This is a genomic window from Kribbella sp. NBC_01484 (assembly GCF_036227145.1).
GTDB lineage: Bacteria > Actinomycetota > Actinomycetes > Propionibacteriales > Kribbellaceae > Kribbella.
Genome location: NZ_CP109437.1, coordinates 7,179,651 through 7,205,874, shown reverse-complemented (window position 1 = coordinate 7,205,874; position 26,224 = coordinate 7,179,651). Strand labels below are relative to the sequence as shown.

General features: G+C 69.4%; 21 protein-coding genes. 9 read left to right on the top strand and 12 right to left on the bottom strand.

Translation table 11 applies throughout. The features are described 5' to 3' along the window. The first annotated feature begins 37 nt into the window (after positions 1-37). On the top strand, positions 38-1,600 hold the full coding sequence (locus OG555_RS34790) for an adenylate/guanylate cyclase domain-containing protein (protein ID WP_329476971.1): 1,563 nt from the start codon (positions 38-40) through the stop codon (positions 1,598-1,600). On the opposite strand, the gene OG555_RS34785 is transcribed toward OG555_RS34790, so the two are convergent. The 3 genes from OG555_RS34785 to OG555_RS34775 are packed head-to-tail and all read right to left on the bottom strand — an operon-like array spanning position 1,545 to position 3,854. Further along, positions 1,545-2,285, bottom strand: coding sequence for a TioE family transcriptional regulator (locus tag OG555_RS34785; protein ID WP_329476969.1), 741 nt, complete (start codon positions 2,283-2,285; stop codon positions 1,545-1,547). The genes OG555_RS34790 and OG555_RS34785 overlap by 56 nt on opposite strands. 18 nt (positions 2,286-2,303) lie before the next feature. Further along, positions 2,304-3,050 (bottom strand): SDR family oxidoreductase, encoded by a 747-nt coding sequence (locus tag OG555_RS34780; RefSeq protein WP_329476967.1) that lies wholly within the window; start codon positions 3,048-3,050, stop codon positions 2,304-2,306. 12 nt (positions 3,051-3,062) lie between these two features. Then, positions 3,063-3,854, bottom strand: a complete 792-nt coding sequence (locus OG555_RS34775) for a GNAT family N-acetyltransferase (RefSeq protein WP_329476965.1) — start codon at positions 3,852-3,854, stop codon at positions 3,063-3,065. 108 nt (positions 3,855-3,962) lie between these two features. On the opposite strand from OG555_RS34775, the gene OG555_RS34770 reads away from it, so the two are divergent. Next, positions 3,963-4,754: an ArsR/SmtB family transcription factor gene (locus OG555_RS34770; RefSeq protein ID WP_329476963.1), complete on the top strand. Its 792-nt coding sequence runs from the start codon at positions 3,963-3,965 to the stop codon at positions 4,752-4,754. Here the strand turns inward: OG555_RS34770 and OG555_RS34765 are convergent, their stop codons facing one another. From OG555_RS34765 to OG555_RS34745, 5 genes are all read right to left on the bottom strand, one after another. Further along, positions 4,755-6,884 (bottom strand): RecQ family ATP-dependent DNA helicase, encoded by a 2,130-nt coding sequence (locus OG555_RS34765; RefSeq protein WP_329476961.1) that lies wholly within the window; start codon positions 6,882-6,884, stop codon positions 4,755-4,757. Positions 6,885-7,489: 605 nt separating this feature from the next. Next, complete coding sequence (locus OG555_RS34760) at positions 7,490-8,728, bottom strand: IS30 family transposase (protein WP_329474681.1); 1,239 nt, start codon at positions 8,726-8,728, stop codon at positions 7,490-7,492. A gap of 423 nt (positions 8,729-9,151) precedes the next feature. Next, positions 9,152-9,577, bottom strand: a complete 426-nt coding sequence (locus OG555_RS34755; protein ID WP_329476959.1) for a hypothetical protein — start codon at positions 9,575-9,577, stop codon at positions 9,152-9,154. Between the two features lie 421 nt (positions 9,578-9,998). Further along, the gene (gene soxR / locus OG555_RS34750) at positions 9,999-10,478 is read right to left on the bottom strand and encodes a redox-sensitive transcriptional activator SoxR (protein ID WP_329476957.1); all 480 of its coding nucleotides are present in this window, start codon (positions 10,476-10,478) and stop codon (positions 9,999-10,001) included. Positions 10,479-10,528: 50 nt separating this feature from the next. Then, positions 10,529-11,803, bottom strand: coding sequence for an MFS transporter (locus OG555_RS34745; protein WP_329476955.1), 1,275 nt, complete (start codon positions 11,801-11,803; stop codon positions 10,529-10,531). 71 nt (positions 11,804-11,874) lie between these two features. Here OG555_RS34745 and OG555_RS34740 point away from each other — a divergent pair, with 71 nt between their 5' ends. Further along, the gene (locus tag OG555_RS34740) at positions 11,875-12,873 is read left to right on the top strand and encodes a GlxA family transcriptional regulator (RefSeq protein ID WP_329476953.1); all 999 of its coding nucleotides are present in this window, start codon (positions 11,875-11,877) and stop codon (positions 12,871-12,873) included. Between the two features lie 3 nt (positions 12,874-12,876). Here OG555_RS34740 and OG555_RS34735 read toward each other — a convergent pair whose 3' ends face one another. After that, positions 12,877-14,004, bottom strand: a complete 1,128-nt coding sequence (locus OG555_RS34735) for a M24 family metallopeptidase (RefSeq protein WP_329476951.1) — start codon at positions 14,002-14,004, stop codon at positions 12,877-12,879. A gap of 76 nt (positions 14,005-14,080) precedes the next feature. On the opposite strand from OG555_RS34735, the gene OG555_RS34730 reads away from it, so the two are divergent. The 3 genes from OG555_RS34730 to OG555_RS34720 are packed head-to-tail and all read left to right on the top strand — an operon-like array spanning position 14,081 to position 17,374. Beyond that, positions 14,081-14,875, top strand: a complete 795-nt coding sequence (locus OG555_RS34730; RefSeq protein WP_329476949.1) for an alpha/beta fold hydrolase — start codon at positions 14,081-14,083, stop codon at positions 14,873-14,875. A gap of 10 nt (positions 14,876-14,885) precedes the next feature. Continuing rightward, entirely contained in the window at positions 14,886-15,773 is an 888-nt protein-coding gene (locus OG555_RS34725; protein WP_329476947.1) for an SDR family NAD(P)-dependent oxidoreductase, read from the top strand. Then, positions 15,770-17,374, top strand: a complete 1,605-nt coding sequence (locus OG555_RS34720; protein ID WP_329476945.1) for an AMP-binding protein — start codon at positions 15,770-15,772, stop codon at positions 17,372-17,374. Before OG555_RS34725 ends, OG555_RS34720 begins: the two co-directional genes overlap by 4 nt. On the opposite strand, the gene OG555_RS34715 is transcribed toward OG555_RS34720, so the two are convergent. After that, positions 17,361-18,212: an LLM class flavin-dependent oxidoreductase gene (locus OG555_RS34715; RefSeq protein ID WP_329476943.1), complete on the bottom strand. Its 852-nt coding sequence runs from the start codon at positions 18,210-18,212 to the stop codon at positions 17,361-17,363. The genes OG555_RS34720 and OG555_RS34715 overlap by 14 nt on opposite strands. A gap of 194 nt (positions 18,213-18,406) precedes the next feature. After that, positions 18,407-19,489, bottom strand: coding sequence for an IS110 family transposase (locus OG555_RS34710; protein ID WP_329476941.1), 1,083 nt, complete (start codon positions 19,487-19,489; stop codon positions 18,407-18,409). A gap of 302 nt (positions 19,490-19,791) precedes the next feature. Here OG555_RS34710 and OG555_RS34705 point away from each other — a divergent pair, with 302 nt between their 5' ends. The 3 genes from OG555_RS34705 to hrpA all read left to right on the top strand — a co-directional run bounded on the left by OG555_RS34705 (position 19,792) and on the right by hrpA (position 25,285). Then, positions 19,792-20,199 carry a universal stress protein gene (locus OG555_RS34705; protein ID WP_329476939.1) on the top strand — a complete coding sequence of 136 codons (408 nt, stop codon included), beginning with the start codon at positions 19,792-19,794 and terminating at the stop codon, positions 20,197-20,199. Between the two features lie 78 nt (positions 20,200-20,277). After that, entirely contained in the window at positions 20,278-21,147 is an 870-nt protein-coding gene (locus tag OG555_RS34700) for a TIGR03619 family F420-dependent LLM class oxidoreductase (protein WP_329476937.1), read from the top strand. Positions 21,148-21,190: 43 nt separating this feature from the next. Then, positions 21,191-25,285 (top strand): ATP-dependent RNA helicase HrpA, encoded by a 4,095-nt coding sequence (hrpA, locus tag OG555_RS34695; RefSeq protein ID WP_329476935.1) that lies wholly within the window; start codon positions 21,191-21,193, stop codon positions 25,283-25,285. On the opposite strand, the gene OG555_RS34690 is transcribed toward hrpA, so the two are convergent. Then, positions 25,282-26,223 carry a helix-turn-helix transcriptional regulator gene (locus OG555_RS34690; RefSeq protein WP_329476933.1) on the bottom strand — a complete coding sequence of 314 codons (942 nt, stop codon included), beginning with the start codon at positions 26,221-26,223 and terminating at the stop codon, positions 25,282-25,284. The two genes, hrpA and OG555_RS34690, sit on opposite strands and share 4 nt — an antisense overlap. Position 26,224: the final 1 nt, after the last annotated feature.

Sequence of the window (26,224 nt, the reverse complement as noted above, 5' to 3'; positions counted from 1 at the left end):
TTGCGAAAACCAGGACGTCTCCTAGCAGACTGTAACCATGATGTCGCAGGGAAGTCCCGAACTGACGCTGAAGAGGCGGCCGTTCGGATCATGGCTGCTGGGGCCCGCCGACCAAAGCACGCAGCTGCTGCGCTTCCGGCTGCAGGCGCTGATGACGACGTTCTCGATCGGGACCAACCTGATCGGTGCCCTGGTCGTCTTCGTGCTCGCCGTGTTCGTGCTGCCCGGCCCTCCCCTCCTCGACCACCTGAAGCTGTTCGAGGCGATCGCCATCCCGGCGTACTTCCTGATCGCGATCGCGGTCGGTTGCATCTGGAGCACTTGGCTGACCCGGCGCGTGACCCGCTGGGTGGACGAGGAGCGGCCGGCCACCCGCGCCGAGCAGATCGCGACCCTTCAGCTGCCGCTGCGACTCACGCTGATCGAGGTTCTGCTCTGGCTGGTGGCCGGGGTGATCTTCACCGTGATGACGCTCGTGCTCCAGCCGGAGAACGCCCTGCGGATCGCGGTCACCGTCTTCGACGGCATGATCATCACCTGCGCGGTCTCGTACCTGCTGACCGAGTTCGCGCTCCGGCCGGTCGCGGCCCGGGCGCTGGTCGACTCACCGCCGCCGCGCCGGCTGCTCGCGGCCGGCCTGAAGGCTCGGACGGTGTTCTTCTGGGCGGTGGGGTCCGGTGTGCCGGTGGCCGGGCTGATGCTGGCCGCCGTACTCGCGCTGATCGAGAAGGACGTCTCCTCGACCCGGCTCTCGGTCGTGATCCTGGCGCTGGGCATTGTGGCGCTCGGCAACGGCTGGCTGCTGACGATGCTGTCGGCCCGGTCGGTGGTCGCGCCGGTTCGCTCGGTGCGGACAGCCTTGAGTCTGATCGGTGAAGGGCGGCTCGACGTCAGCATCCCGGTCTTCGACGGCACCGAGCTCGGATCGCTGCAGGCAGGGTTCAACCGGATGGCGGAGGGACTGCGCGACCGGGAGCGGATCCGCGACCTGTTCGGGCGGTACGTCGGTCCTGGCGTCGTGGAGGAGGCGCTCACCAGTGACCAGCTCGGTGGCGAGGAGCGGTTCGTCGCGGTGCTCTTCGTCGACCTGGTCGGGTCGACCGAGCTCGCGGCGGACCGGCCGCCGACCGAGGTGGTCCACCTGCTGAACCGCTTCTTCGAGATCGTGGTCGACGAGGTGGATCGGCAGGGCGGGTTCGTGAACAAGTTCGCCGGCGATGCCGCGCTGGCGATCTTCGGCGCGCCGGCCGAGCTGCCGGACGCGGCCGGGAGCGCGCTGAGCGCAGGTCGCGAGCTGGCCCGGCGGCTGACCGAGGAGTTGCCGGAGGCAACGGCCGGGATCGGCGTGACGGCTGGGATCGTGGTGGCCGGCACGGTCGGCGACGTGCGGCGGCACGAGTACACGGTGATCGGCGATCCGGTGAACGAGGCGGCTCGCCTGAGCGAGCTGGCCAAGTCGACGCCGGGCCGGCTGATCGCGTCGATGAGCGCGGTCGACGAATCGGCGCCTGCGGAGGCCGATCACTGGCAGCCGACCGACCGGGTCACTGTCCGCGGCCGCTCCGCGCCGACCCAGCTGGCGATCCCTGCTCCTCGGTGATCAGCTCGTGCAGCAGGGCCGCGCCGTGCAGCATCGCCTTGGTCTGGCGGTCGTGGGCGCCCCGTCGTTCCGCGATCGCCTCCCGCAACGCCTCGGTGCTCCCGGTACGCCGCAGTCCGTCGATCACCGGCTTGATCTGCTCGAAGTAGTACCGCCCTTGGCGCAGCATGTGGATGACCCGCGCGTCCCGCACCTGCTCCGGACCATACCGCCGGTACTTCGTCCCCGGCTCCCGCGTAGGCGCCAGCAAGCCCGCAGCCTCCCAGACCCGCAGAGCCGAGGTGCGGACGCCCAGCCGATGCGCGAGCTCCCCCACCAGCAGTGAAGGCCCGGTCACCGGTGACTCCTCGACGTACTCCGCAGCCATCGCACCGAGCGCCTCACTCGCGGCATCGGTGGCCAGCCGTTGCTCATGCAGCGCGGCATGGGCTGCGTCGACGAGCCGGTAGGCCAGCGCCTCGTCGCCCGTGAGCACGGCGCGCATGATCTCCGTTGCGGTCTCCGCCCCGAACCCCGGCGCCAGTGCCCGATAGGTCAGCAACGCGGACAGATGTTCCGGCCCGTACTGCCGGTACCCGGTATCGGATCGCGGTGCCGGCGGCAGGATCCCGGCCGCCTCGTAGTTCCGGACGAGCTGCGTCGAGACGCCGGCTCGCCGCGCCAGATCAACCGGGCGTAGTCCCATCTCGTCTCTCCCTCGGAACTAGCGCCCGCCGGAGACGTCGATGGTGGTACCCGTCATGTACGACGAGCGGTCGGAGGCGAGGAACGCGATCACCTCGGCAACCTCTTCCGGCTTCCCGGGACGGGCCAGTGGTGGCGTCGTACCGATGCGCTCGAGCCGGCCCGGTTCGTGGATGTCGGTCTCGATCAGGCCGGGGCGGACGCCGAGCACGCGGACGCCCTCCTTGGCGACCTCGTTGGCCAGTCCGGTGGTGAGCGCGTCGACCGCGGCCTTGCTCGCGGCGTAGTCGACGTACTCGCCGGCTGACCCGAGCACGGCTGCCCGCGACGAGACGTTGACGATCACTCCGCCGGAACCGCCGTACGCCGTGGACATCCGACGTACTGCGGCACCTGCGACCAGGAACGCGCTGACGGAGTTGATCCGGAACACGCGGTCGAGTCGCTCGGCGTCGTACTCGGCGACCCGGCCGCGCGGGGACACGATGCCGGCATTGTTGATCACGGCACCGATCGGCCCGAGCTCGGCGGTGACGGTGTCGAAGAGCCGCTCGATCTGGTCGGCCTCGACCACATCGGCCTGGACGGCGATCGCCCGCCGGCCGAGCCCTTCGCACGCCTTCACCACACGCGCGGCCTCGTCCTCGCGGGTCCGGTAGTTGACGCCGACGTCCCATCCGTCCGCCGCGAGCGCGATCGCCGACGCCGCGCCGATCCCTCGACTCCCACCGGTAACCAGGACAACCCCACGCCGTACGTCAGTCATGCCCCCACCCTGTCACGCCGGCGGCAGCGAGAACTGCAACTGGGTCTCCGAGTCGGTGAATCCGAGCGCGCGGTAGATCCGGATCGCGAGGTACTCCGGGTCCGCGACCATCACCAGCGTCCGCGCCCCACCGTCGGTCAGGCCGTACGTCGACGCACGGTGGACCAGCGTGCTCGCCAGCCCGCGGCCGCGATCCTCCGGTGCGGTCTGCACGGTCTGGAACCGTGCCAGCCCCTTCCCGTCGAACATCAACCCGAGCGAGCTCTGCAACCGGCCCCCGTCGAACGCCCCGAACCACTTCCCGTGTCCAGCCTCGACCAGACCGCGATTCGCGACCAGCTTCCGCCGGGTGAACTGCTCGTACCCCTCGTCGACCGTCATGTCCGCGGTCGCCAGGCTCAGCTGAACCAACTGCTCCCAGTCGTCGTCGCTGCCCAGCAAGCGGTACGTCGACTCCTCATTGGGCCGGCCTGGTGGGACGACCTCGCTCGCGGTCATCACCACGCTCCGCTCGACCGTGAAGCCGGCCGCGGTCAGCTCGTCCTCGGCGCCGATCTGGCCGTCCACGCTGTCGATGCCCAGGGCAACATGTTTCGCGGCCGGGAACTCCTGGTGGAAGGAGTCCAGGCGCGTCTTCGTGTCACCGGGCGCGAACGGGGTGCGGTAGAGCAAGAAGTTCCCCCACCAGAAGCCCGGGTTGTCCGGCGTCCGCACCACGACGTACTCGCCGGCGTCGTGGAAGACGCTTCCGCTCAGCTCCAGCAGCAACAGGTCGGTCCGATAACCGAGGCTCGTGATCTCCACAGGGCCATCCTCCTGCCCTCGTCAATCTCATTCCGGATTGACATGCAGCCGCCGGGCTGCCTATTGTCTTTATGCAGCCAACCGGCTGCATGACCTGATCGGAGCGTGATGGACGACGAGGTGTTCCGCGCCCTGGCCGACCCGAACCGCCGGCAACTGCTCGACATGCTGAACGCGCGCAACGGGCAGACACTGCGGGAGCTCTGTGTCGGCCTGGAGATGGCCCGGCAGTCGGTGAGCAAGCATCTCGCCGTACTGGAGGCCGCGAACCTCGTCACCACCGTGTGGCGCGGCCGGGAGAAGCTGCACCACCTCAACGCCGAGCCGATCAACGCCATCGCGGACCGCTGGATCAACCGGTACGACCGCCGGCGGGTCGAGCTGTTCGCCGATCTCAAAACGGCTTTGGAGGCCGAAACCATGAGCGACAACGACTTCGTCTACACCACGTACATCAAGACCACGCCGGAGCGGCTGTGGCAGGCGCTGACCGACCCGAAGTTCACCGAGCAGTACTGGCACGTCCAGCACGAGACCGACTGGAAGGTCGGCTCGGAGATGGTGTGGCACCTGGGCGACGTCGCGATGGCCGGCCCGGGACAGGTTGTGCTCGAGCACGACCCGTACACGCGGCTGTCCTTCACCTGGCACCACATCACGCCGGAGTTCGCGAAGGCGGTCGAGATGGACGACGACCTCTACCAGAAGACCAGCCACGAACCACTCTCGAAGGCCACCTTCGAGCTCGAGCCGGTCGACGACCAGGTCAAACTGACCGTCATCCACACCGGCTTCGAACCAGGCAGCGCCATCCGCGCCATGATCGAGGACGGCTGGACCCGCCTGATCTCCGACCTGAAGTCGTTCGCCGAGACCAGCCCTGAACTGGTAGCCGGCTGATTACGGACGTTTGTGGATGAGGAGCGGGAGGACTGCGGCGGCGCCCGCCTCGCGGAGTTTGGCGGTGGCCACGGTGATCGGCCATTGGGATGAGGTGGCGTCGACGAGCAGGAGGACGGTGCGAGCGGTGACGGCTTGGGCGGTGGTGCCGTCGACCTGGAGGCCGTCGCGCCAGACCTTGGCCTCCTCTGCGGATGACAGGTCGTCGGTGAACCCGCTGCGGTCGACCGTCAGCTCTGCCTGGTCCAGGCGACCGACGGCGGCAACGTGCTCAGCGATCGCGACAGTCAGCTGACGGTGGCCTGCGGCGGGTAGCGCGACGACCACCTCCGGGCGACTTGACCACGAGCCGCGCCAGCGGGACAGGGCCGCGACGGCACCGGCCTTCAGCGCTTCGAGTGCTTCGGCGGGCGGTTCGGCGTCGGTGAAGGTGGCGCGGACGACCTCGCGCCATTCGGGAGCGTCGGCATAGATCAGGCTCCGGCCCGGCTCGGCGCCCAGCTCCGCGGGGATGCGGCCCTTCGCACCGAACGCGCCACCTGGCCACATCTTCCGCGGCTCCAGGACGTGCACCTCGCCGCGCAGCAACCGCGTGATCGTCGCCACGGTCTCCGCCTCCGGCCGCTCCCCCAGCGGATCGGGCAACTCCCCCAGGCACACCGAACACCGCCCGCACGCCTCGGCCGACGGATCGTCCAGTGACTCCTGCAGAAGTTGCATCAGGCAACGATCACCACGCGTGTACGCACGCATGATGTCCGCCTCTCGCCGCCGGACGGCAACGATCCCGTCGTAGTGGGCGGCGTCGAACGTCCACTCCGCCCCGGTCCGCACCCAGCCCCGCTCGACCCGGTCGACGACCCCGTCCACCGCCAACTGCTTCAGCATCAGCTCAACGCGAGTACGACGCAGTCCCGTCTCGGCCTCGAGCGCCGGAACGGTCGCCGGCTGATCCGGCCCGTATCCGTCCAAGCCGCGCAGCAGACGCTGCACGTTCTCCGGGATCGGAATCGTCGCCGTCGCGAAGTAGTCCCACACACCGGCATCCGCATCGGACGGCAGCAACGCCACCACCGCATGATCGATCCCCCGCCCCGCACGACCGACCTGCTGGTAATACGAGACTGGCGACGGCGGCGACCCGACGTGCACGACGAACCCAAGATCGGGCTTGTCGTATCCCATCCCCAATGCCGACGTAGCGATCAGGGCCTTCAACTGATTGGCGCGCAGCGCGTCCTCGAGGCTCTCGCGCTCTCCCGCCTCCAACCCACCCGTGTACGCCGCAACCGGTACGTCGCGACCGTGGACCTCCTGAATCACCGCGGCCAGCCGCTGCGCGTCGGCGACCGTCAGCGTGTAGACGATGCCCGAGCCCGGCAGCTTCGGCAGATATTCGACCACCCACGCGAACCGATCCAGCGGCGACAACGCATCGACCACCGCCAGTTGCAGACTCGATCGCGCCAACGGACCCCGCAGTACGAGCGTCGACTCGCCCAGCTGATGCGCGACGTCCTCGGTCACCCGGGCGTTCGCCGTCGCGGTGGTCGCGAGGACCGGAGTCTTCGGGTTCAGCTGCTGCAGTACGTCGGAGACCCGCCGATAGTCCGGCCGGAAGTCGTGGCCCCAGTCGGACACCGCGTGTGCCTCGTCGATCACCAACAGCCCGATCTGCCCGGCCAGCCCGTCGAGCACGCGCCGCCCGAAGCCGGGGTTGGCCAGCCGCTCCGGTGAGACCAGCAGGACGTCGATCGCCCCGGAGCGCAGATCGTTCTCGATACTGGACCACTCGTCGATGTTGTTCGAGTTCAACGTGGCGGCGCGCAGACCGGCCCGGCTCGCGGCCGCGACCTGATCGCGCATCAACGACAGCAACGGCGATACGACCAGTGTCGGACCGGCGCCCTCGGCCCGTCTGATCGCGGTCGCCGCCCAGTACACCGCCGACTTGCCCCAACCGGTCGCCTGCACTACGAGCACTCGCGCGGCCGGCTCGCAGAGGGCCGCGACCGCGGTCTCCTGATCCGCCCGCAGCCGCGCGCTCTCCCCCGCGATCGCCTGGATCACACCGCCGGCGATCTTGGCGCGCTCGTCGGTCAGAGTCAGCGTCGCGTTGGTCTCAGCCATGCCAAGACCCTAGACGCCTCCACCTACACTCCGCTGGCTCCAACCGTCGACCTGTGGAAAACCCGCCTCCCTGGACCCGCCGGCCGCGGCGACGGCGACCGCGACGGGCCTGTGCCCCCCGCCCGCACGTGGGACGGATATCCCCACGATTGGAGGGTTCTCCCCTGGTGTACCAACAGAGAACCCGCAACCCGAGGGGATATCCGGCTGGCTCTTCTGCTTGATGTGTGGGTGATGTGACGGGCCTTGAACTGGTGCACGCGGTGGCGTGGTGAGTTGTGTGGGCCGTCGAGGAAGGCGTCGCTGCTCGGGACAGCGGCGTGCCGGGCTGTGCTGCTGCCCGCCAGCCGGTTGTGTGGTGGCTGGCCGGTTGCGGTAGGTCATCGGTGAGAGCACCGGGCAGACCGACACCCGGCCGCTCAAGGCCCAGGGGACAGGTTCGCCGGACCAGCCGTCACGTTGCTTGTCCGGCGTTCGGCAACTCGCCCCGAGTGGTCGGCGACCCCAGCTTGCGCATCTGGTGGGCCGACGTCCCATGTGGTGGGTTGGCGTACGGGATTCCGGGGCGCCAACCCACGGCGGAGTCCAGTGTTCGAAGCAACGGTTCATGCTGCTGCCGGGTTGGCGAGCAGTTCGGCCAGCGCTTGGGCTGGGGTTTTCAGGTTGAGTGTAGGGCGGGGGCGTTGGTTGAGGGTGGCGGCGATCCGGTCGAGGTCGGCGGCGGTGTGGATGGACAGCTCGCTGCCCTTGGTGAGCCAGAACCGCAGGAGCCGGTTGGTGTTTTCGTTGGTGCCGCGTTGCCAAGGGGAGTGGGGGTCGCAGAAGTAGACCGGCATGTCGAGGTCGAGCTGGATGCGCCGGTAGGCGGCTAGTTCGGTGCCGCGGTCCCAGGTCAGCGAGCGGCGCAGGTGGTCGGGCAGGGTCCGCATCTGGGCGATCATGGCCTCGGCGACGCTGTCGGCGTCGTGCTGTCCGGGCAGGTGCAACAAGATGGTGAACCGGGTGCTGCGCTCGACCAGGGTGCCGACCGCGGATGTGTTGGCGGCGCCGATGATCAGATCGCCTTCCCAGTGCCCGGGCACGGCACGGTCGGCGGCCTCGGCGGGGCGCTGGCTGATCCGGAACGCCTCCCGGTACGGGCCTGTGGACTGGCGCCGGCCGCCGCGGGGCTTGCGCGCCGAGCGGCGCAGGCTCAGCTGCCGGTGCAGGTCCTGGCGCAACTGGCCACGGGTCTGCACATACAACGCCTGGTAGATGGTTTCGTGCGACACACGAGCCATCTTCTCCTCGGCGCTGGCGCCGGGGTGATCGCGGCGCAGAACCGTCGCGATCAGGCCCGGGGACCAGCCGGCGTCCATCCAGTCGGTGATCCGGGCGCACAGCCCCGGATCGGCGGCCAGCTTGAACTCCTTGGGCCGTCGCCGCCGCTCATGCGCGCCACGGTGAGCCACCGGCGCCCAGTACAACCCGTCCGGGCCACGATTGCGGGCCACCTCCCGCCAGATCACCGACCTGTCCCGCCCGATCGCCTCCCCGATCCCGGCATACGACAACCCCTGCCGCAGCAACACCGCGATCACCGCCCGGTCCTCACTGCTCAACGCCCGCCGGCGCCGCGGCCGCTCACCGGCCGCCGCACCCGGGAACGAGGCCGGCGCACTGCCTACCAATCCACCAGCCCTACCCCGCCGCATCGATGGCTCCACAAGCCCCGATGCTCGCCACCACAACCTCCCCGCCTCCCACGACACGCCGGCCCCCACCGCAGCCGCCTGCAACGACTCCCCACCACACACCAGCGCGAAGAACCGCTCACGCACCTCATACGGATACGCCTTCGGCATCAAACAACACCTTCCAGTAGTCGTTGCTTCGACCACTGGAGTCCGCCCACCATCTCGGACGTCAACCCACCAAAGGGGACGCTCGGGACAGGTCCGCGCCGACACACAGCACCGGGCGGGGACCGGAACCGGTGGGGTGGGGCCGGAAGCACCGGGGGTTGGGACAAGGAATTGCGGCTCTTGTGTCGTTTCCGTGGGTGAGCGGTCCTTGCGGTGTCGGTGTCGGTGTCGGTGTCGGTGTCGGTCTGGCGGGATCGTTGCTGGTGCGGACCTGAGGCACTCACCAACCTCACCGTCGGGTCATCACCGGCGCAGGTCTGAGCGTGATCGGCCAGGGCGGTGTCTGCGTGGTGAGTGACACAGATCCGCGCCACGGACCCGGCCAACCTCCGTGCCGTGGCCGGGTCCGTGCCATCCAGTCCGTTACCCCGCGCCGTCCTCGGCCCGGGGTGGATCGGAGCTGTGGACGACCAACGCACTGACCAGACCGAGCAACTCGTCGGCACCACTTGGTCCGCCGAGCGCCGAGCTGCAACTCGACAGCACCACTCGGTGCGGCGCCCGTTCGAGCCGTTCGACGGCGAGGATCGTCTTTGTGCACCAGATCCGTACGCCGAGGCCGGCGCCGTACGGATCTGGTGCACAAAGTGGCCGATCCCGGACCCCCAGTCCGCGTCGGACCAGGTCGGCGGACCAGGGCGGCGGACCAGGTCGGCGGACCAGGGCGGCGGAGCGGGTCGGCGGAGCGGGTCGGCGGACCGGGTCGGCGGAGGCGCGTGGCGCCGGGCTGTCGTGCAGCCGGCGGGGGTGGTGGTCCGCTGGGATGGGGTTGGGCCAGCCGCTGACCAACTGCCGGGGCCTGGGACACGTACTGGCGGGTTGGGACACGTTATTGCCTGTCGCGGCCCGCGACGACCTGTCCCAGGTCACCAGACGTGAACCGAACCGCGCACAACAAGTCCGCCGGAACCGCCCGGCCCGGCCTCGCCACACCCTCCACCCCGGCCCAACCTCGCCACACCCTCCACCCCGGCCCAACCTCGCCACACCCTCCACCCCGGCCCAGCCTCGCCACACCCTCCACCCCGGCCCAACCTCGCCACACCCTCCACCCCGGCCCAGCCTCGCCACACCCTCCACCCCGGCCCGCCCCGGACTTCCCCCCTATCCCCGAACCAGCACACCCCGCTGACGATCACCCCACACATCCAGCTGGAGAGCCGGATCCCCCTCGAACGGGAGTAGCGGCAGGCGGGCGGTGCGGCTGGGCTCAGGCGCACTTGCCGGGATGGCACGGTTCGCCCTGGGCGGTCACCAGTCGCTGCGGACCCGGACCCTTCGCGGCCAAGGCGTCGTACGGATTGGCGAGGGCGCAGCGGTCGAGGGAGAGGCAGCCGCAGCCGACGCAGTCCTTGAAGTCGTCGCGCAACTGTTCCAGGTGCAGGATCCGGCGATCGAGCTCGGCCTGCCAGCACTCGGAGATGCGCTCCCAGTCGGCGCGCGTCGGCGTCCGGTTGTCCGGCAGCAAGGCCAGGATCGCGGCCACCTCCGCGAGCGGGATCCCGACCCGCTGCGCGATCCGGATCAACGCCACGCGGCGGAGGGTGTCCCGCCGGTACCTGCGCTGGTTGCCCGACGTACGACGGCTCACGATCAGGTTCTGGCGCTCGTAGAAGTGCAGAGCCGAGATCGCCACGCCACTGCGCTGCGACAACTGCCCGACCGTCAGCTCACCCGGCTCGATGTCCATCGTCCATCCCTCCAACCTCAACCTAGATCGAGGCTAGCGGACAGACGGTCTCAAGCGGTCACGAGGCGGCGCCCGATGCTGGCGGACATCAGCGCCGCGGCAGCGCACAATCCGCCGGCCAGATACCAGGCCAGGTTGTAGCTGCCCTGGGCATCCCGGATCCAGCCGGCACCCGTCGCGGCCAGCGCGGCACCGATCTGGTGCGATGCAAACACCCAGCCGAACACGATCGGCCCGTCCACTCCGAACCACTCCCGGCACAGCGCCACGGTCGGCGGAACAGTCGCGACCCAGTCCAGCCCGTAGAAGATGATGAACACCCAGACACTCGGCTGAGCGGTCGGACCGAGCAGCGAGGGCAGCACCAGCAGCGAAAGCCCACGCAGCGAGTAGTAGGCGATGAGCAGGTACCGCGGATCCCACCGGTCGGTCAGCCACCCGGACGCGATCGTCCCCCCGACATCGAACACACCCACCAGCGCCAGCAACGACGCCGCGGTCGTGGCCGGCATGCCATGGTCATGCGCAGCCGTCACGAAGTGCGTGCCGATCAGTCCGTTGGTGGACGCACCACAGATCGCGAAGCCACCGGCAAGCAACCAGAACGCAGGCCGACGCATGGCCGTCTGCAACGCCTTGAGCGCCCGTACCGCACTACTGCCGGTCGACTCGACCCGCAGGCCGGCGGTGCTGCCCTCGGGAGCGCCGTACGCGCGCAGTCCGACATCGCTCGGGTAGTCCCGCAAGAAGAACAGCACCAGCGGTACGACGGCCAGCGCGGAGCCGGCCGCAACCAGCGCCGGGACACGCCAGCCGTAATGGCCCGCCAGGCTCGCGATGAGCGGCAGGAAGATGAGCTGCCCGGTCGCACCGGCAGCCGTAAGGACCCCGGTGACCAGACCGCGACGGCGGACGAACCAACGACCGGAGATCGTCGCGACGAACACCATGGACATCGACCCTGTGCCGATGCCAACCAGCAGACCCCAGCAGAGCAGCAGCTGCCAGGAGGCGGTCATGAAGACGGTCAACCCGCTGCCAAGCGCGATCAGTACAAGCGCCCCACTGACCACCTGACGCAGGCCCAGCCGGTCCATCAGCGCGGCCGCGAACGGTGACATCAGGCCGTAGAGCAGCAGGTTGATGGACACCGCCGACGAGATCGTCGCATGCGACCACCCGAACTCGTCGTGCAGCGGATCCAGCAGCACCCCGGGCACCGACCGGAAGCCGGCCGCACCGATCAGCGTCACGAACCCCACGGCGGCGACTGCCCAGGCCAGATGGACCCGGGCAGCCTTCTTCGTCTCCAGAATCTGCGTCACCCGGCCAAGTCTGCCGGTTCGACCGCCGTCGAACTAGTGGCCAGAATGCCAGCATGTGTCAAGATGTGGCCATGACTCCAGTTCGCGGCAAGCGGCACCTCTCCGCGGTCGGCCCGCACCGGATCGCCGTCCTGGCTCTTGCGCCGGTCGTCGGGTTCGACCTGACGATCCCGCCGACGGTCTTCGGGGCGGCCACGCAGGCGGACGGCACCCCGCTGTACGACGTCCGCATCTGCGGTCTGGAGATCGCGCCGATCCGGGCGAGCGCCGGCTTCAGCCTGATCCCGGACTACGGCCCCGAGGCACTGGCCGACGCGGACACCGTGATCATCCCGGGCACGTACATCGCGCAGCCGCGCTATGAGGGCACCCTGCCCGACGACCTGGCCGACGCGCTGGCGACCATCCGGCCGGGCACCCGGATCGCATCGATCTGCACCGGCGCGTTCGTCCTCGGTGCGGCCGGACTGCTCGACGATCGGCCCGCGACCACGCACTGGCAGCGGGCCGAGCTGTTCCGCAGCGTCTACCCGCAGGTGCAGCTCGACGAGGACCGGCTGTTCATCGACGACGGCGACATCCTCACGTCCGCCGGCCTCGCGGCGGGCGTGGACCTCTGCCTCCATCTGATCCGCCGCGACTTCGGCAGTGAGGTGGCGAACCGGGCCGCGCGGCATTGCGTCGTACCGCCGTGGCGGGACGGTGGTCAGTCGCAGTTCATCGAGCGCGTCGTACCGGAGGAAGGCAGCGAAGGGACCGCGCCGACGCGCGCGTGGGCGCTCGAGCGGCTCGGCCGGGCGCTCAGCCTGCCGGCGATGGCCGCTCATGCGCAGATGAGCGTGCGCACCTTCAGCCGGCGCTTCAAGGCCGAGACCGGGCAGTCCCCGGGCACCTGGCTGCTGCAGCAACGCGTGCGCCACGCATGCCACCTGCTGGAGACGACCGACCTGACCGTGGATCGCGTCGCCGAGTCGGCCGGCCTCGGTACCGCGGCTTCCCTGCGTCATCACCTGCGTTCCGAGCTCGGGGTGTCTCCCCTCACCTACCGCAAGACCTTCCGCGCGGGCTGAGCCTCAGAGCACGACCAGCTCGTGCGGCTGGTTGTTCATCGACTCGACGCCGTCCTCGGTGACCACCACGATGTCCTCGATCCGCGCACCCCAGCGCCCCGGCTGGTAGATGCCCGGCTCGATGCTGAACGCCATCCCCGGCTCCAGCGGCAACCCGTTCCCACTGACAATGTATGGCTCTTCGTGCACGTCGAGCCCGATCCCATGTCCCGTCCTGTGGATAAACAGGTCGCCGAATCCGGCCGCCACGATGACCTCCCGCGCCGCAGCATCGACCGACTCCGCCGACACACCGGGCCGCACCGCGTCCACCGCCGCCTGCTGCGCCTGCTGCAGTACGGCGTACGTCGCGGCGACATCCGCGTCCCGGGGTTCGCCGACGGCGTACGTCCGGGTCGAGTCCGAGTTGTAGCCCTCGGCAACTGGTCCACCGATGTCGACGACCACCACGTCGCCTGCCTCGATCACCCGGTCGGACACGGCGTGGTGCGGGCTGGCGCTGTTCTGTCCGCTGCCGACGATGACGAAGTCGGCCAGGATGTGGCCTTCCTCGACGATCGCAGCCGCGATGTCGGCGCCGACCTCCGCCTCGGTCCGGCCTGGTCGCAGCCACTCGCCGACCCGCGCGTGCACCCGGTCGATCGCCGCCCCGGCCTTCCGCAGCGCTTCGATCTCGGCCGCGTCCTTGCGCATCCTCAGCTCACGCACGATCGGCCCGGCCAGCACTTGCTCGGCCTTGGGCATCGCATCCCGTAGCGCGAGCACATGCAACGCCGGAGTGAAATCGCTGACCGCGACCAGATCCGCGCCGCGCAGCCGATCCGCGGCAACGCCGTACGGGTCGTCGCCGTCCACCCAGGTGACGACCTCGACGCCCAGCTCGTCCAGCGGCGAGCCGGCGAATCCAGGCGCCTCCAGCTTCGGTACGACGAGCGCGACCGGGCCGTCGGCCGGGATCACCAGCGCGGTCAGCCGCTCGAACGAGCCACCGGCCTGACCGATCAGGTAGCGCAGATCGGACCCCGGCGCGATCAGCAGACCGGTGCCGGCGGCCGCTTCGCGGGCGCGTTCCAGGCGGGCGTGAAGGATGGAAGCTTCGGGTGCGGGACCTTGAGGTGTGCGACTCGACATGAGGCGACTCTAAGACTGTCGGTGGCGGTTGCTACAACTTGTCCGCTCGCATCGGGCTCGGCGAAAGGTAACCACGATGACACTGCACCACGTGTCGTACGGCGACGGCGTTCCAGTCCTGGCGCTGCACGGCTGGACCCCTGACCACCGCTTGATGACCGGATGCCTGGAGCCGATCTTCGCCGAACTGCCCGGATACCGGCGGCTCTACCCCGACCTGCCCGGCATGGGCCAGAGCCCGGCCGGCGACATCGACAGCTCCGACGGCATCCAGGCCGCCGTCCGGGCGTTCATCGACGAGCAGATCGGCACCGAGCCGTTCATCGTGATCGGCGAGTCGTACGGCGGCTACCTCGCGCGCGGCCTGGTCGCGGAGCGACCGGAGCAGATCCTCGGCCTCGGCCTGGTCTGCCCGGTTGGCAAGCTGGTCCACAGCGAGCGGACCGTGCCCGAACACGTCGTCCTGCGCACCGAGCCGGGCGTCGTCGAGTCCCTGACCGAGGGCGAGGACTTCACCGATCTCGCCGTGGTCCAGACGGCGGCCGCCCTGGCGGCGTACCGCTCCGACGTGGCGCCCGGCCTCGCCGTCGCCGACACCGACGCGCTCGACCGCATCCAGCGGAATTGGGCGTTGTCTATCGAACCGGAGAGCGGACCTGTCTACACCGGACCGACGCTGATCGTCTGCGGCAGACAAGACGCCGTGACCGGGTACGCCGATCAGTTCGCGCTGCTCCCGCACTACCCTCGCGCCACCTTCGCGGCTCTCGACGTCGCCGGGCACAACCTGCAACTCGAGCAGCCCGAGTTGTTCGGCGCGCTGATCCGCGAATGGCTGCAGCGCCTGCCATCCGCGGCTACCAGCGGGTAATGTCAGCCGCATGGTGACTGGGAAGCGTCCGATCGGGTGGTCGTTGCTTGTCGCGTTGACCAATGGGCGGGCAGGGATCGCCGACGATCGGCTGGCCGCGGCCGTTCGCGACCAGGTGGTCCTGGTGACCGGCGCGTCGTACGGGATCGGCGAGGCGACCGCGCGGCGGCTTGCCCGGGCCGGGGCGACCGTGCTGCTCGTGGCGCGGACGGCGGATCAGTTGGAGGTTGTGGCGGGCGAGATCCGGGCCTCCGGCGGTACGGCGTTCGTCTACCCGGCGAACCTGGCCGATCCGGTGGCGGTCGAGGAGCTGGCTCGCACGGTGCTGGCCGAGCACGGCCGCGTCGACGTACTGGTCAGCAATGCGGGCAAGTCGATCCGCCGGTCGGTCGCGGACTCGTACCAGCGCTTCCACGACATCGAGCGGACGAACGCGGTCAACTACCTCGGCCCGGCCAAGCTCGTGCTGGAGTTGCTCCCGTCGATGCGCGAGCGCGGCTCCGGGCACATCGTCAACGTCTCAACCGCGGGCGTGCGGACCCCACCGATGGCGCGGTGGTCGGCGTACCTGGCGTCGAAGAGTGCGTTCGATGTCTGGCTGCGCTGTGTCGCGCAGGAGATCCGCGGCGACGGCGTGACCACGTCGACCGTCTACATGGGCCTCGTGCACACCCGGATGAGCGAGCCGACCCCGTTGCTGAACAAGATGCCCGGGCTCACCCCGGAACAGGCCGCCGATCAGGTCTGTACGGCGGTCGCGGAGCGGCCGCACAACATCACTCCCCCGATGGTCCGCCCGACCGATGCCCTGGGCAACCTGTTGCGCGTCCCGACGGACCGGTTGCTCGAGCAGTACTTCCGTCGTACCGGAGGCGGGACCAAGCGGGGTAAGCCATGAGGACGCCCCGCCCGATCGCGCCGATGCGTCCGCCGGAGTGGCTGATCCAGGGAGCGGCAGAGGTCGGCGGGCTGTCGGTTGCGCTGATCAAGTCCGGCCTGTGGCGCTCGGCCCGGCCGTCGCAGCTGATCGGCATCGAGCGAGCGCTGCGCGCCTGGGGTCAGTCGATGGCCGCGCTCGGCGCCATCGCGGCGATCCGCTATCCCGAGCGCGCCGCGGTCATCGACGAGGCCGGCGAGATCACCTACGCCGAGCTCGACCGGCGCTGTGAGCGGATCGCGGCCGGGCTGCACGACCGGCACGGAATCGTTGCCGGTGGCAAGGTCGCAGTGCTGTGCCGGAACCACCGCGGGTTCCTCGAGGCGACGCTGGCCGCCTCCCGGATCGGCGCGGACGTGCTCTTCGTGAACACCGAGTTCGCTCCCCCGCAACTGCAGGCGGTGCTCGAGCGACACCGGCCGGATCTGCTCATCCACGACGCCGAGTTCACACCGCCCGCGGGCGTCCCGGCGGTCCGCTCGGATCTCGACGACCTGGCTGGGTCGACGGCCGCCGCCGTACCGTCGCCGGACTCCCCGGGTCACATCACGATCCTGACCTCGGGCACCACGGGTACGCCGAAGGCCGCGCCGCGGGTGCCGACCGCACTGGGGCTTGCCGGGCTGACCGGGAGCGCGCTCAATCGGTTCGGTCTCCGGTCGGGTGAGCCGATCGTCATCTGTCCGCCGCTGTTCCACGGTCTCGGCCTGCTCACGTCGATGCTCGCGCTGTTTCTTGGCTCGCCGCTTGTGCTGCGGCCGCGGTTCGACCCGGCTGCGGTACTTGCGGATGCCGACCGGACCCGGGCCGGCACGATCCTCGCCGTACCGGTGATGCTGCGGCGGATGCTCGAACTCGGGCCGACGGAGATTGCGACGTACGACCTGCGGGCGCTGCGGGTTGTGATCTCCGGGGCGTCCGCGCTGGGCGCGCCGCTGGCGGAGCGGTTCATCGAGCGGTTCGGACCGGTGTTGTGCGATGCGTACGGGTCGAGCGAGGTTGGGATCGCCACCATCGCGACGTCGGCCGACCTGATCGCGGCGCCCGGGACCGTCGGGCGGCCGTGTCTCGGCAGTTCGATCCGGATCCTCGACGACCAGGACCGGCCGGTGCCGACCGGCGAGACCGGGCGGATCTTCGCGGGCGGCGGACTGGTGTTCGGCGGGTACTCCGACGGCTCGAGCAAGACCGTGGTCGACGGGCGGATGAGCACCGGTGATCTCGGCCACCTCGACCAGGCCGGGCGGCTGTTCGTCGACGGCCGCGAGGACGACATGATCGTCTCCGGCGGCGAGAACGTGTACCCGGTCGAGGTCGAGCAATGCCTGGCCGCCCACCCCGCGGTCGCCGAGGCGGTCGTCACGGGGGTCCCCGACGACGAATTCGGTCAGCGCCTGGTCGCGTACGTCGTACTCCACGAGCCGGTCACCGAGGACGACCTCGTCGCCCACGTTCGCGCCAACCTGGCCCGCTTCAAGACCCCCCGCCAGATCGTCATCCTCGACGACTTCCCCCGCAACGCCACCGGCAAGGTCCTCCGCAACAAACTCAGCCCGCCGTGAACAGGCTGCGGAAGCGGGTCATGCGGTCCAGGGTGTCGTGTTCATCGCCGAAGGAGACGGCCACGGTCTCCGCTCCGGCGTCGGTGAGCTCGTAGGCCAGCTCGACGACCGGGCCTGGATCTCCGCCGGACCAGTCCAGCCGAGTACCAACCCGCACGGGCCGCGCTGCGTCAACCCGGGCCGGCTCCACTCCGCCGCGCGCTGCGAACTCTTCGCTCGGAGTCGCGGACTCCTCGCGGAGCACGCGAAGCCGGGTTACGGCGGTGGCGAAGGCTGTGGCGTCCAGGCCGAGGCCCTGCCATTCGTCGCCGTAGCGGGCGGCTCGGCGGAGGGCGGCTTTCGTCGTACCGCCGATCATGATCGGAAGGGAGGCGCGGAGCTTCGGCTCGAAGACACCGCCGCGGTCCCTGCCGGCGAACAGGTCGCGGATGATCGCGAGGGACTCGTCCGTGCGGCGGCCGCGGTCCTCGAACGTGGCTCCGACGCTGGCGAACTCGGTCGCGTCCCAGCCGGCGCCGATGCCGAGGACGAGGCGCTCCCCGGACAGCCGGTGAAGCGTCGCGGCCTGCTTGGCGACGACGTACGGGCTGCGCATCGGCAGCACGAGTACGGACGTGCCGAAGCGGATCCGGGTCGTGCGCGCGGCCAGGTAGCCGATGGTCACGAGTGGCTCGTAGACCCCGCCGTACGTCGAGCCGAACTCGCCCGGCGGCAGCAGATGATCCGGCAACCACGCCGTGCCGTAGCCGAGTTCCTCCGCGGCTACGGCGAGCTCGACCAACCGTTCGGGAGCCATGGCCGCCGACTCGTCCGGCAGGACCACCTGCAGCTCCACCATGCACACGACCCTAAGCCAGGCGCACCTGCACGACGATCGCGGGACCGCCCAGCGGGGGACCACCGGGTGACGCGAGTGCGCTTTCTCGCCCGGCCGGACTTGTGCCACTCATCAACGCACGTGTCCGACCGCTGCCGACCGGTGGCCGAGCGTGAGCTGCCCGGCGCTCGGTTGTTTGGATGCTCCTATAGATGTCAAGCGGTGGCCGGTTGCTGGTTTGGTGTGGGCTGTGTTTGGCGGAGGGTGTAGTAGATCTCGCGGGCGATGAGTCGTTTGAGGCAGCGGATGGTGTCTTTCTTGGAGAGGCCGTCGGCGGTGCGTTTCGCGAGGTAGGTGTGGGTGCGGGGGTCCCAGCGGAGTCGGTTGATGACGATCATGTAGAGGGCTTTGTTGGCTTGGCGGTCGCCGCCGCGGTTGAGGCGGTGGCGCTGTGTTTGCCCTGAGGACGCGGGGATGGGTGCGGCGCCGCAGAGCATCGCGAAGGCGCCTTCGGAGTGGATCCGTTCGGGGTTGTGGCCGGCGGTGACCAGGAGTTGGCCGGCGGTGTCGGGGCCGACTCCGGTGAGCTGGAGAAGGGCGGGGTTGATCGTTTCGATCAGGGTGGTGATGAGTGTGTCGAGTTCGGCGATCTCTTCTTGGGCGGTTGTGTAGCGGCGTGCCAGTGAACGCAGCGCCGTTTTGACGGCTTGTTCCGGGGTGCCGATCTGGGTGGAATCGGGCCTTAGGTTGTGGCAGGTGTGGATCAGGCGGGCGGTGGTGAGACCGCGCAGCTGGTCGCGCAGGGCGTGGGGTGCGGTCACGATCAAGGCTTTGATCTGGCGCATGCAGCCGGCACGTTGGTCGACGGCGCTGGTGCGGGCGACTCGCAGGTTCCGCAGCGCCTCGACCTGGCTGTCGCGGGATTTGGGGGTTCCGGTGCGTACTTTGCCCAGGGCGGCGCGGGCGGCGGCCTCGGCGTCGATCGGGTCGGATTTGCCGGCCCGGCGGCGGGTCTTGCGGTTCGGCCGATCGATCTCGACGACCGTGATGCCTTGTTCGCTCAGGTAGGTCGTGAGGCCGGCCCCGTAGGCGCCCGTGCCCTCCACTCCGGCCAGGACCAGCAGTCCGAACGACTGCAGCCAGGCCAGCAGCGCGGCATAGCCGGCCCGGGTGGTGGGAAACGTGGCATGGCCGAGCATCCGGCCGGTCTGATCGACCGCGGCCGCGGTGTGAGTATCCCGGTGGGTGTCGACACCACCGGTGATCTCGAGCTGAGGTTGGGCGCCTGCTCGTGGCATCGTGGTACTGCCGTCCTTCCACTGGCTAGGGATGAGGGCGGCACGCACCAGCCGAGGCGAGCGGACAAGACAGTGATGGGTGCCTGCTGGCACAGGCTCCTATGAAGTCACAGACCCTCGTCCGGTGAGTGCACGTGACCCCCGCAGCGGTCGACCGACATATCCAATTCAAGACCCGAAGTCAGTGAGTGGTCGAGTCAGGACGACCACTGCAGGGGACCACACCCATCATCCTCACTGTGAGTGGTACAGGTCCGGCGTGGAGGAGTGAGTGGCTTGGAGACTGATGGGAGAGTGAGGGCGTGAAGATCCTGGTCGGTTACGTGCCAACTCCCGAGGGCGAGGCCGCGTTGACGGCCGCGGCCGCTGAGGCGGAAATGCGGGGGGCGTCCGTCCTGCTGCTCAACACCAGTCGCGGTGACTCGTACGTCGACACCCGCTACGCGAACGCCGACGAGCTGGCCGCCGCCGAGGCCAGGCTGCGCGAGCTGGGCGTCGAGGTGGCGATCCAGCAGGCCGTCACCAGTGGCGACGTAGCCGGCGAACTCCTCAAAGCGGCCGCCGCCGAGGACGTCGGCCTGATCGTCCTCGGCCTCCGTCGCCGCAGCCCCGTCGGCAAACTCATCCTCGGCAGCACCGCCCAAAGAGTCCTCCTGGAGTCCCCCGTCCCTGTCCTCGCAGTCAAGTCCTCGTCCCGGCACGACGACTGACGCAAACCGCGGTAATCGGCTCCGACCAGTGGGTAGAGAGGGCGCTGTCGGTGTGCCCTCGGTCGGAAGGATGCACAGATGGCCTACCCCCAGGTGGGAGTCGGACTGCCGATCATCGGGCCGGAGGCGAGTCCGGCGGCGATCGCAGAGATCGCAGTGACGGTGGAGCAACTGGGCTTCGCCGCGGTGTCGGTGTTCGAGCGGTTGCTGTTGCCGGCGGCGCCGGATTGGGTGAACCACGCCGGCTTGCCGGAGTATCCGGCGTACGACGCGTTGGAGACGTTGACGTACGTCGCGGCGCGGACCGAGCGGGTGCGATTGCATACGGCGGTGCTGATGCCGTTGTTCCAGCAGCCGGTGGTGCTGGCGCGGCGGGTCGCGACGATCGACCACTTCTCGGGCGGCCGGATGGATCTCGGCATCGGGCTCGGCTGGCTGCCGGAGGAGTTCGTCGCCACCGGCGTCCCCGATCACGGGCGGGTGGCGGCGTACGAGGAGGCGGTCGCGGTACTGCGGGCGTGCTGGGGACCTGATCCGGTCGAGTTCGCCGGTCAGCACTTCACCGTCCCGCCGGCGAAGATCGGGCCCAAACCACTGGCACCGCTCACCCTGTACGGCGGTGGTGTCGCGCGGCCCGCGATCGAACGGGCCGCCCGGATCGGCGACGGGCTCACACTGGCCCACCGCGACTGGGAGTCCACCCGCGTGGCCATCGGCTGGTACCACGACGCCGGCGGCTCCGGCCCGATCATCCTCCGCGCCGGCCCGCTGAAACCGCACCCGATGCTCAACGGCCCACTGACCTTCACCCCGGCGGCGGTCCTCGACGACCTCCAGCTGGCGGCCGAGTCCGGCATCGGCCGCGTCGACTGGGATCTGAACATCGTCGAGACCCCGATCGCCGACCAGCTCGCGGCCTTCAAGGCGCTGGCAGGGCGCCTTTGGTAATCCGGGTGAGTGGCTGTGCCCGGCCGCCTAAACTGGACGGGTTATGCCTGATGCCCGGACCGAGTCGTCGAGTCCTTCCCCAGCCACCGGTCCCGTCCAGGACCCCGCCGTACGTCGTCGGCCTCGTCGCCGGCGTGGTTCGAAGGCGGGTGCGCCGAGAGCCGGGCAGCCCGAAGCCACCGACAACCCGACTGCTGAGGACGGGCTGTCGCTGGCTGAGGTGGTGGCTCGGCTCGATCGGCTGACCACCTACGACCGCGAGCAGCTCGGGCGGCGGCTCGAGCGGGTGCGGACGACCAAGGACGCGCGGAAGCGGGCCGAGGCGCTCCAGGGTGTGATCGGCGCGGTCGAGCAGGCCGAGCGGCGGGTCGAGGTACGGCGGACGGCCGTGCCGGAGATCACGTATCCGCCGGAGTTGCCGGTCAGTCAGCTGAAGGACGAGATCGCGGCGGCGATCCGGGATCACCAGGTCGTGGTGGTCGCGGGTGAGACCGGGTCCGGAAAGACGACACAGATTCCGAAGATCTGTCTCGAGCTCGGGCGCGGTGTGCAGGGCATGATCGGGCACACGCAGCCGCGGCGGCTCGCGGCGCGGACGGTGGCGGAGCGGATCGCGGAGGAGCTCGGCACCGAGCTGGGCGAGACGATCGGCTTCGCGGTCCGGTTCACCGACAAGGTCAGCGACCGTTCGCTGGTCAAGCTGATGACCGACGGCATCCTGCTCAACGAGCTGCAGCGCGATCGCGACCTGACCCGCTACGACACGCTCATCATCGACGAGGCGCATGAGCGCAGCCTGAACATCGACTTCATCCTCGGTTACCTCAAGCGGCTCCTCCCCCGCCGCCCCGACCTCAAGGTGATCATCACCTCGGCGACCATCGACCCCGAGCGGTTCGCCGAGCACTTCGCGGACAGCCAGGGCACGCCGGCGCCGATCGTCGAGGTTTCCGGCCGGACCTACCCGGTCGAGGTGCGCTACCGCCCGATCAACGACCCGGACGACCCGAGCACGATCGACCGTGACCAGACCCAGGCGATCCTGGACGCCGTCGACGAACTCTCCGTCGAGGCGTCCGGCGACGTACTGGTCTTCCTGAGCGGTGAGCGGGAGATCCGCGACACTGCGGACGCGCTGAACGACAAGTTCGCCCACCAGCGCGGCCGACCGGGCGCGGTCGAGGTCCTGCCGCTGTACGCGCGGCTCTCGAACGCCGAACAGCACCGCGTCTTCCAATCGCACTCGAACCGCAGGATCGTCCTCGCCACCAACGTGGCCGAGACCTCGCTGACCGTGCCCGGTATCAAGTACGTGATCGACCCGGGTACGGCGCGGATCTCGCGCTACAGCCACCGCACCAAGGTCCAGCACCTGCCGATCGAGCCCGTCTCACAGGCCAGCGCCAACCAGCGCAAGGGCCGCAGCGGCCGGACCAGCGACGGTATCTGCATCCGGTTGTACTCCGAGGAGGACTTCGAGAACCGGCCGGAGTTCACCGATCCGGAGATCCTGCGCACCAACCTCGCGTCCGTCATCCTGCAGATGACCTCGATCGGCCTCGGCGACATCGCGGCGTTCCCGTTCATCGACGAGCCGGACAAGCGCAGCATCACCGACGGCCTGCAACTGCTCACCGAGCTCGGCGCGATCGAGCCCGCGAAGGCGTCCGAGCGGCACCGCCGGCTCACCCCGATCGGCCGCCAGCTCGCCCAGATCCCGCTCGACCCACGGCTCGCCCGGATGATCGTCGAAGCCGACAAGAACGGCTGCGTCCGCGAGGTGATGGTGATCGCCGCCGCGCTCTCCATCCAGGATCCGCGCGAACGCCCGACCGAGGCCGAGGCGCAGGCCCAGCAGGCACACGCACGGTTCCGCGACCCGAACAGCGACTTCCTCGGATTCCTGAACCTCTGGATCTACCTGAAGAAGCAGCAGAAGGAGCTCTCCGGCAACCAGTTCCGCCGGATGTGCCGCAGCGAGTACCTCAACTACCTCCGCGTCCGCGAGTGGCAGGACATCTTCGCCCAGCTCCGTCAGGTCGCCGCACAGATCGGCGTGACGCTCAACAGCGGTGAACCCGCCGACCCGCAGAGTGTGCACGTCTCGCTGATGTCCGGGCTGCTGAGTCACCTCGGCATGAAGGACCCGGCCAACCTGCACCAGTACATCGGTGCCCGCGGCACCAAGTTCGCGATCTTCCCCGGCTCCGGCCTGTTCAAGAAGCCGCCGCAGTTCGTGATGGCCGCCGAGCTGGTCGAGACGTCGCGGCTGTGGGCGCGGGTGAACGCGAAGATCGAGCCGGAGTGGGCCGAGGACCTCGCCCAGCACCTGATCAAACGCACGTACTCCGAGCCGCACTGGGAACGAAAGGCCGGCGCCGTCATGGCCTACGAGAAGGTCACGCTGTACGGCGTACCGATCGTGGCCCGGCGCAAGGTCAACTACGGCAAGGTCGACCCGGAGGTCTCGCGCGAGCTGTTCATCCGGCACGCGCTCGTCGAGGGCGACTGGGACACCCACCACAAGTTCTTCCACGAGAACCGCAAGCTGATCGAGGAAGTCGAGGAGCTCGAGGAACGGACCCGGCGCCGCGACCTGCTCGTCGACGACGAGACGCTCTTCGCCTTCTACGACGAACGCATCGGCGCCGAGGTCGTCACCGGCACGCACTTCGACACCTGGTGGAAGAAGGCCCGCCAGCGTGACCCGGACCTGCTCGACTTCGAGCGGTCGCTGGTGGTCCGCGAGGGCGCCGAGGTGAAGGCGGAGGAGTTCCCGCTGCACTGGACGCAGAACGGGATGACCTTCGACCTCACCTACGCCTTCGAGCCCGGCACCGACGCGGACGGCGTGACCGTGCACATTCCGCTGCTGGTGCTGAACCAGGTCACCGCGGACGGGTTCGAGTGGAGCGTGCCCGGATTCCGCGAGGAGCTCGTCACCACCCTGATCAAGTCCTTGCCGAAGGCAATCAGGCGGAACATCGTGCCCGCGCCGGACCATGCCCGGCAGGTCCTCCCCCACCTCGACCCGTCCTCCGGTCCGCTCACCGACGCGCTTGCCCGCGAGCTGCGGGAGCTGCGCGGTGTGGTGATCGAGACGGCCGACTGGGACTGGTCGCGGGTGCCGGAGCACCTGCGGATGACGTTCCGGGTGGTGGACGACAAGGGCAAGATCGTCGCCGAGAGCAAGGATCTCGCCAAGCTCAAGGAACGCCTCAAGCCGAAGACCACGGCCGCCATCTCCAAGGTCGCCTCAAAGGCCGTCAGCGGGCTGGAGAAGTCCGGGCTGACCGACTGGACCTTCGGCGACCTGCCGCGGAGCTTCTCCGAACACCGCAACGGCCTGACCGTGGCCGGCTACCCCGCCTTGGTCGACGAAGGCAAGAGCGTCGCGATCCGGCTGCAGGAGACCGAACGCGACCAGGCTGCCGCGATGTGGAACGGCACCCGCCGGCTTCTGCTGCTGACGATGCCGTCCGTGATCGACGTCGTCCAGCGGAATCTGACCAACCAGCAGAAGATGACGCTGATGGCAGGACCACACCGCAACGTCGGTGAACTGCTCGACGACGCGATCGCGGCGGCTGTCGACCAGTTGATGGCCGACGCACATGGCCCGGCGTGGAATCTGACCGCCTTCTCCGTGCTGCGCGACGCCGTACGGTCGGAGCTCGCGGACACGGTTCTGACGATCCTGCGCCAGGTCGAGCAGGTACTGGCACATGCGCGGACTGTGGACAAGCAGATCTCCCGCGCATCGAGCCCGGCCCTTCTCGCGGCGCTGTCCGATGTCCGCGGCCAACTCGAAGCGCTCGTCCACCCTGGCTTCATCACCGAGACCGGGGCCAAGCGCCTTCCGGATCTGGTCCGCTACCTGCGCGGCATCGAGCAACGCCTGGACAAGATCGGCGCCAACGCCATGCGCGACCGCTCCGGCATGGCCATCGTGCAGAACCTCACCGACGAGTACCAGAAGCATCTCCGAGCCGTCCCCACCGGCAAGTATCCGAGTCCCGAGCTCCTCGAAGTCCGCTGGATGCTCGAGGAGCTCCGCATCAGCCTGTTCGCCCAGACCCTCGGTACGCCGTACCCGGTCTCCGAGAAGCGGATCAGGAAGGCGCTCGCGGAGAGCTAGGAATCGAGCAAGCGCCGGCCGTGGTCGTGGACGGCGGCGCGTAGCTCGGGCGGGTCGAGGATCTCGAAAGGCCAGTAGATACGGGCGACCTGGGCAACCAAGGGGCCCAGCTCGTTGGCGGCGAAGCGGACTTCGCATGTGGTCGCGTCGATCGGCTCGACTACGCCCTGGTTCGGCGGAATCATCCTGGCCACCGTGGCGGCGTCCGCGTGGACGCGGATCCGGGCGACGATGTCCCACGGCGCCACTCCGGTGCCTTCGGCAACGAGTGCGACCGGATCGGGCGGGTCGTCGAAGTGGTAGCGCGAGCCGGTGAGCACGGGGGCAGCAATACGGTCGACGCGGAAGGTGCGCCAGGCCCGCCGATCGCGGTCGCGGGCGACGAGATACCAGCGCCGGCCGGTGTGCACGATCTGCAGCGGCTCGACGGTGCGCTCGGACTCGGTGCCGTCGTGGGTGCGGTAGCGGAACCGGATCCCTTCGACATCGCGGCACCCGGCGGCCAGCGTGACCAGCACCTCGCCGTCGACGGTCGGCAGGTCACCCTGCGGCAACTGGGTCGTGTGCGCGCCGATCGCGGCGACCTGCGCGCGCAAACGGGTGGGCAGCACCTGATGCAGTTTGGCCAGCGCGGAGATCGCCGCCTCCTCCACCCCCGACACGGTCGTGGTCGTCGCGACGCGCAGGCCGACCGCGATCGCCACCGCTTCCTCGTCGTCGAGCAGAAGCGGCGGCAGTCGGCCGCCGGGACCGAGGCGGTAGCCACCACCGATCCCGGCCTCGGCGTCGACGGGGTAGCCGAGTGATCTCAGCCGGGCGACATCACGCCGTACGGTGCGAGGCGTGACGTCGAGCCTGGCCGCCAGGTCGGCGCCGTCCCACTGCGGGCGCGACTGGAGTAGCGACAGCAGGCGGAGCAACCGGGCCGCGGTATCCATG

Bases quoted from the DNA above. Each gene is read 5' to 3' on its own strand.
- OG555_RS34690 (WP_329476933.1), bottom strand. From the start codon at position 26,223: ATGGATACCGCGGCCCGGTTGCTCCGCCTGCTGTCGCTACTCCAGTCG.
- OG555_RS34720 (WP_329476945.1), top strand. From the start codon at position 15,770: ATGAGGACGCCCCGCCCGATCGCGCCGATGCGTCCGCCGGAGTGGCTG.
- OG555_RS34790 (WP_329476971.1), top strand. From the start codon at position 38: ATGATGTCGCAGGGAAGTCCCGAACTGACGCTGAAGAGGCGGCCGTTC.
- OG555_RS34765 (WP_329476961.1), bottom strand. From the start codon at position 6,884: ATGGCTGAGACCAACGCGACGCTGACTCTGACCGACGAGCGCGCCAAG.
- OG555_RS34760 (WP_329474681.1), bottom strand. From the start codon at position 8,728: ATGCCGAAGGCGTATCCGTATGAGGTGCGTGAGCGGTTCTTCGCGCTG.
- OG555_RS34740 (WP_329476953.1), top strand. From the start codon at position 11,875: ATGACTCCAGTTCGCGGCAAGCGGCACCTCTCCGCGGTCGGCCCGCAC.
- hrpA (WP_329476935.1), top strand. From the start codon at position 21,191: ATGCCTGATGCCCGGACCGAGTCGTCGAGTCCTTCCCCAGCCACCGGT.
- OG555_RS34780 (WP_329476967.1), bottom strand. From the start codon at position 3,050: ATGACTGACGTACGGCGTGGGGTTGTCCTGGTTACCGGTGGGAGTCGA.
- OG555_RS34785 (WP_329476969.1), bottom strand. From the start codon at position 2,285: ATGGGACTACGCCCGGTTGATCTGGCGCGGCGAGCCGGCGTCTCGACG.
- OG555_RS34735 (WP_329476951.1), bottom strand. From the start codon at position 14,004: ATGTCGAGTCGCACACCTCAAGGTCCCGCACCCGAAGCTTCCATCCTT.
- OG555_RS34710 (WP_329476941.1), bottom strand. From the start codon at position 19,489: ATGCCACGAGCAGGCGCCCAACCTCAGCTCGAGATCACCGGTGGTGTC.
- OG555_RS34770 (WP_329476963.1), top strand. From the start codon at position 3,963: ATGGACGACGAGGTGTTCCGCGCCCTGGCCGACCCGAACCGCCGGCAA.
- OG555_RS34715 (WP_329476943.1), bottom strand. From the start codon at position 18,212: ATGGTGGAGCTGCAGGTGGTCCTGCCGGACGAGTCGGCGGCCATGGCT.
- soxR (WP_329476957.1), bottom strand. From the start codon at position 10,478: ATGGACATCGAGCCGGGTGAGCTGACGGTCGGGCAGTTGTCGCAGCGC.
- OG555_RS34700 (WP_329476937.1), top strand. From the start codon at position 20,278: ATGGCCTACCCCCAGGTGGGAGTCGGACTGCCGATCATCGGGCCGGAG.
- OG555_RS34725 (WP_329476947.1), top strand. From the start codon at position 14,886: ATGGTGACTGGGAAGCGTCCGATCGGGTGGTCGTTGCTTGTCGCGTTG.
- OG555_RS34730 (WP_329476949.1), top strand. From the start codon at position 14,081: ATGACACTGCACCACGTGTCGTACGGCGACGGCGTTCCAGTCCTGGCG.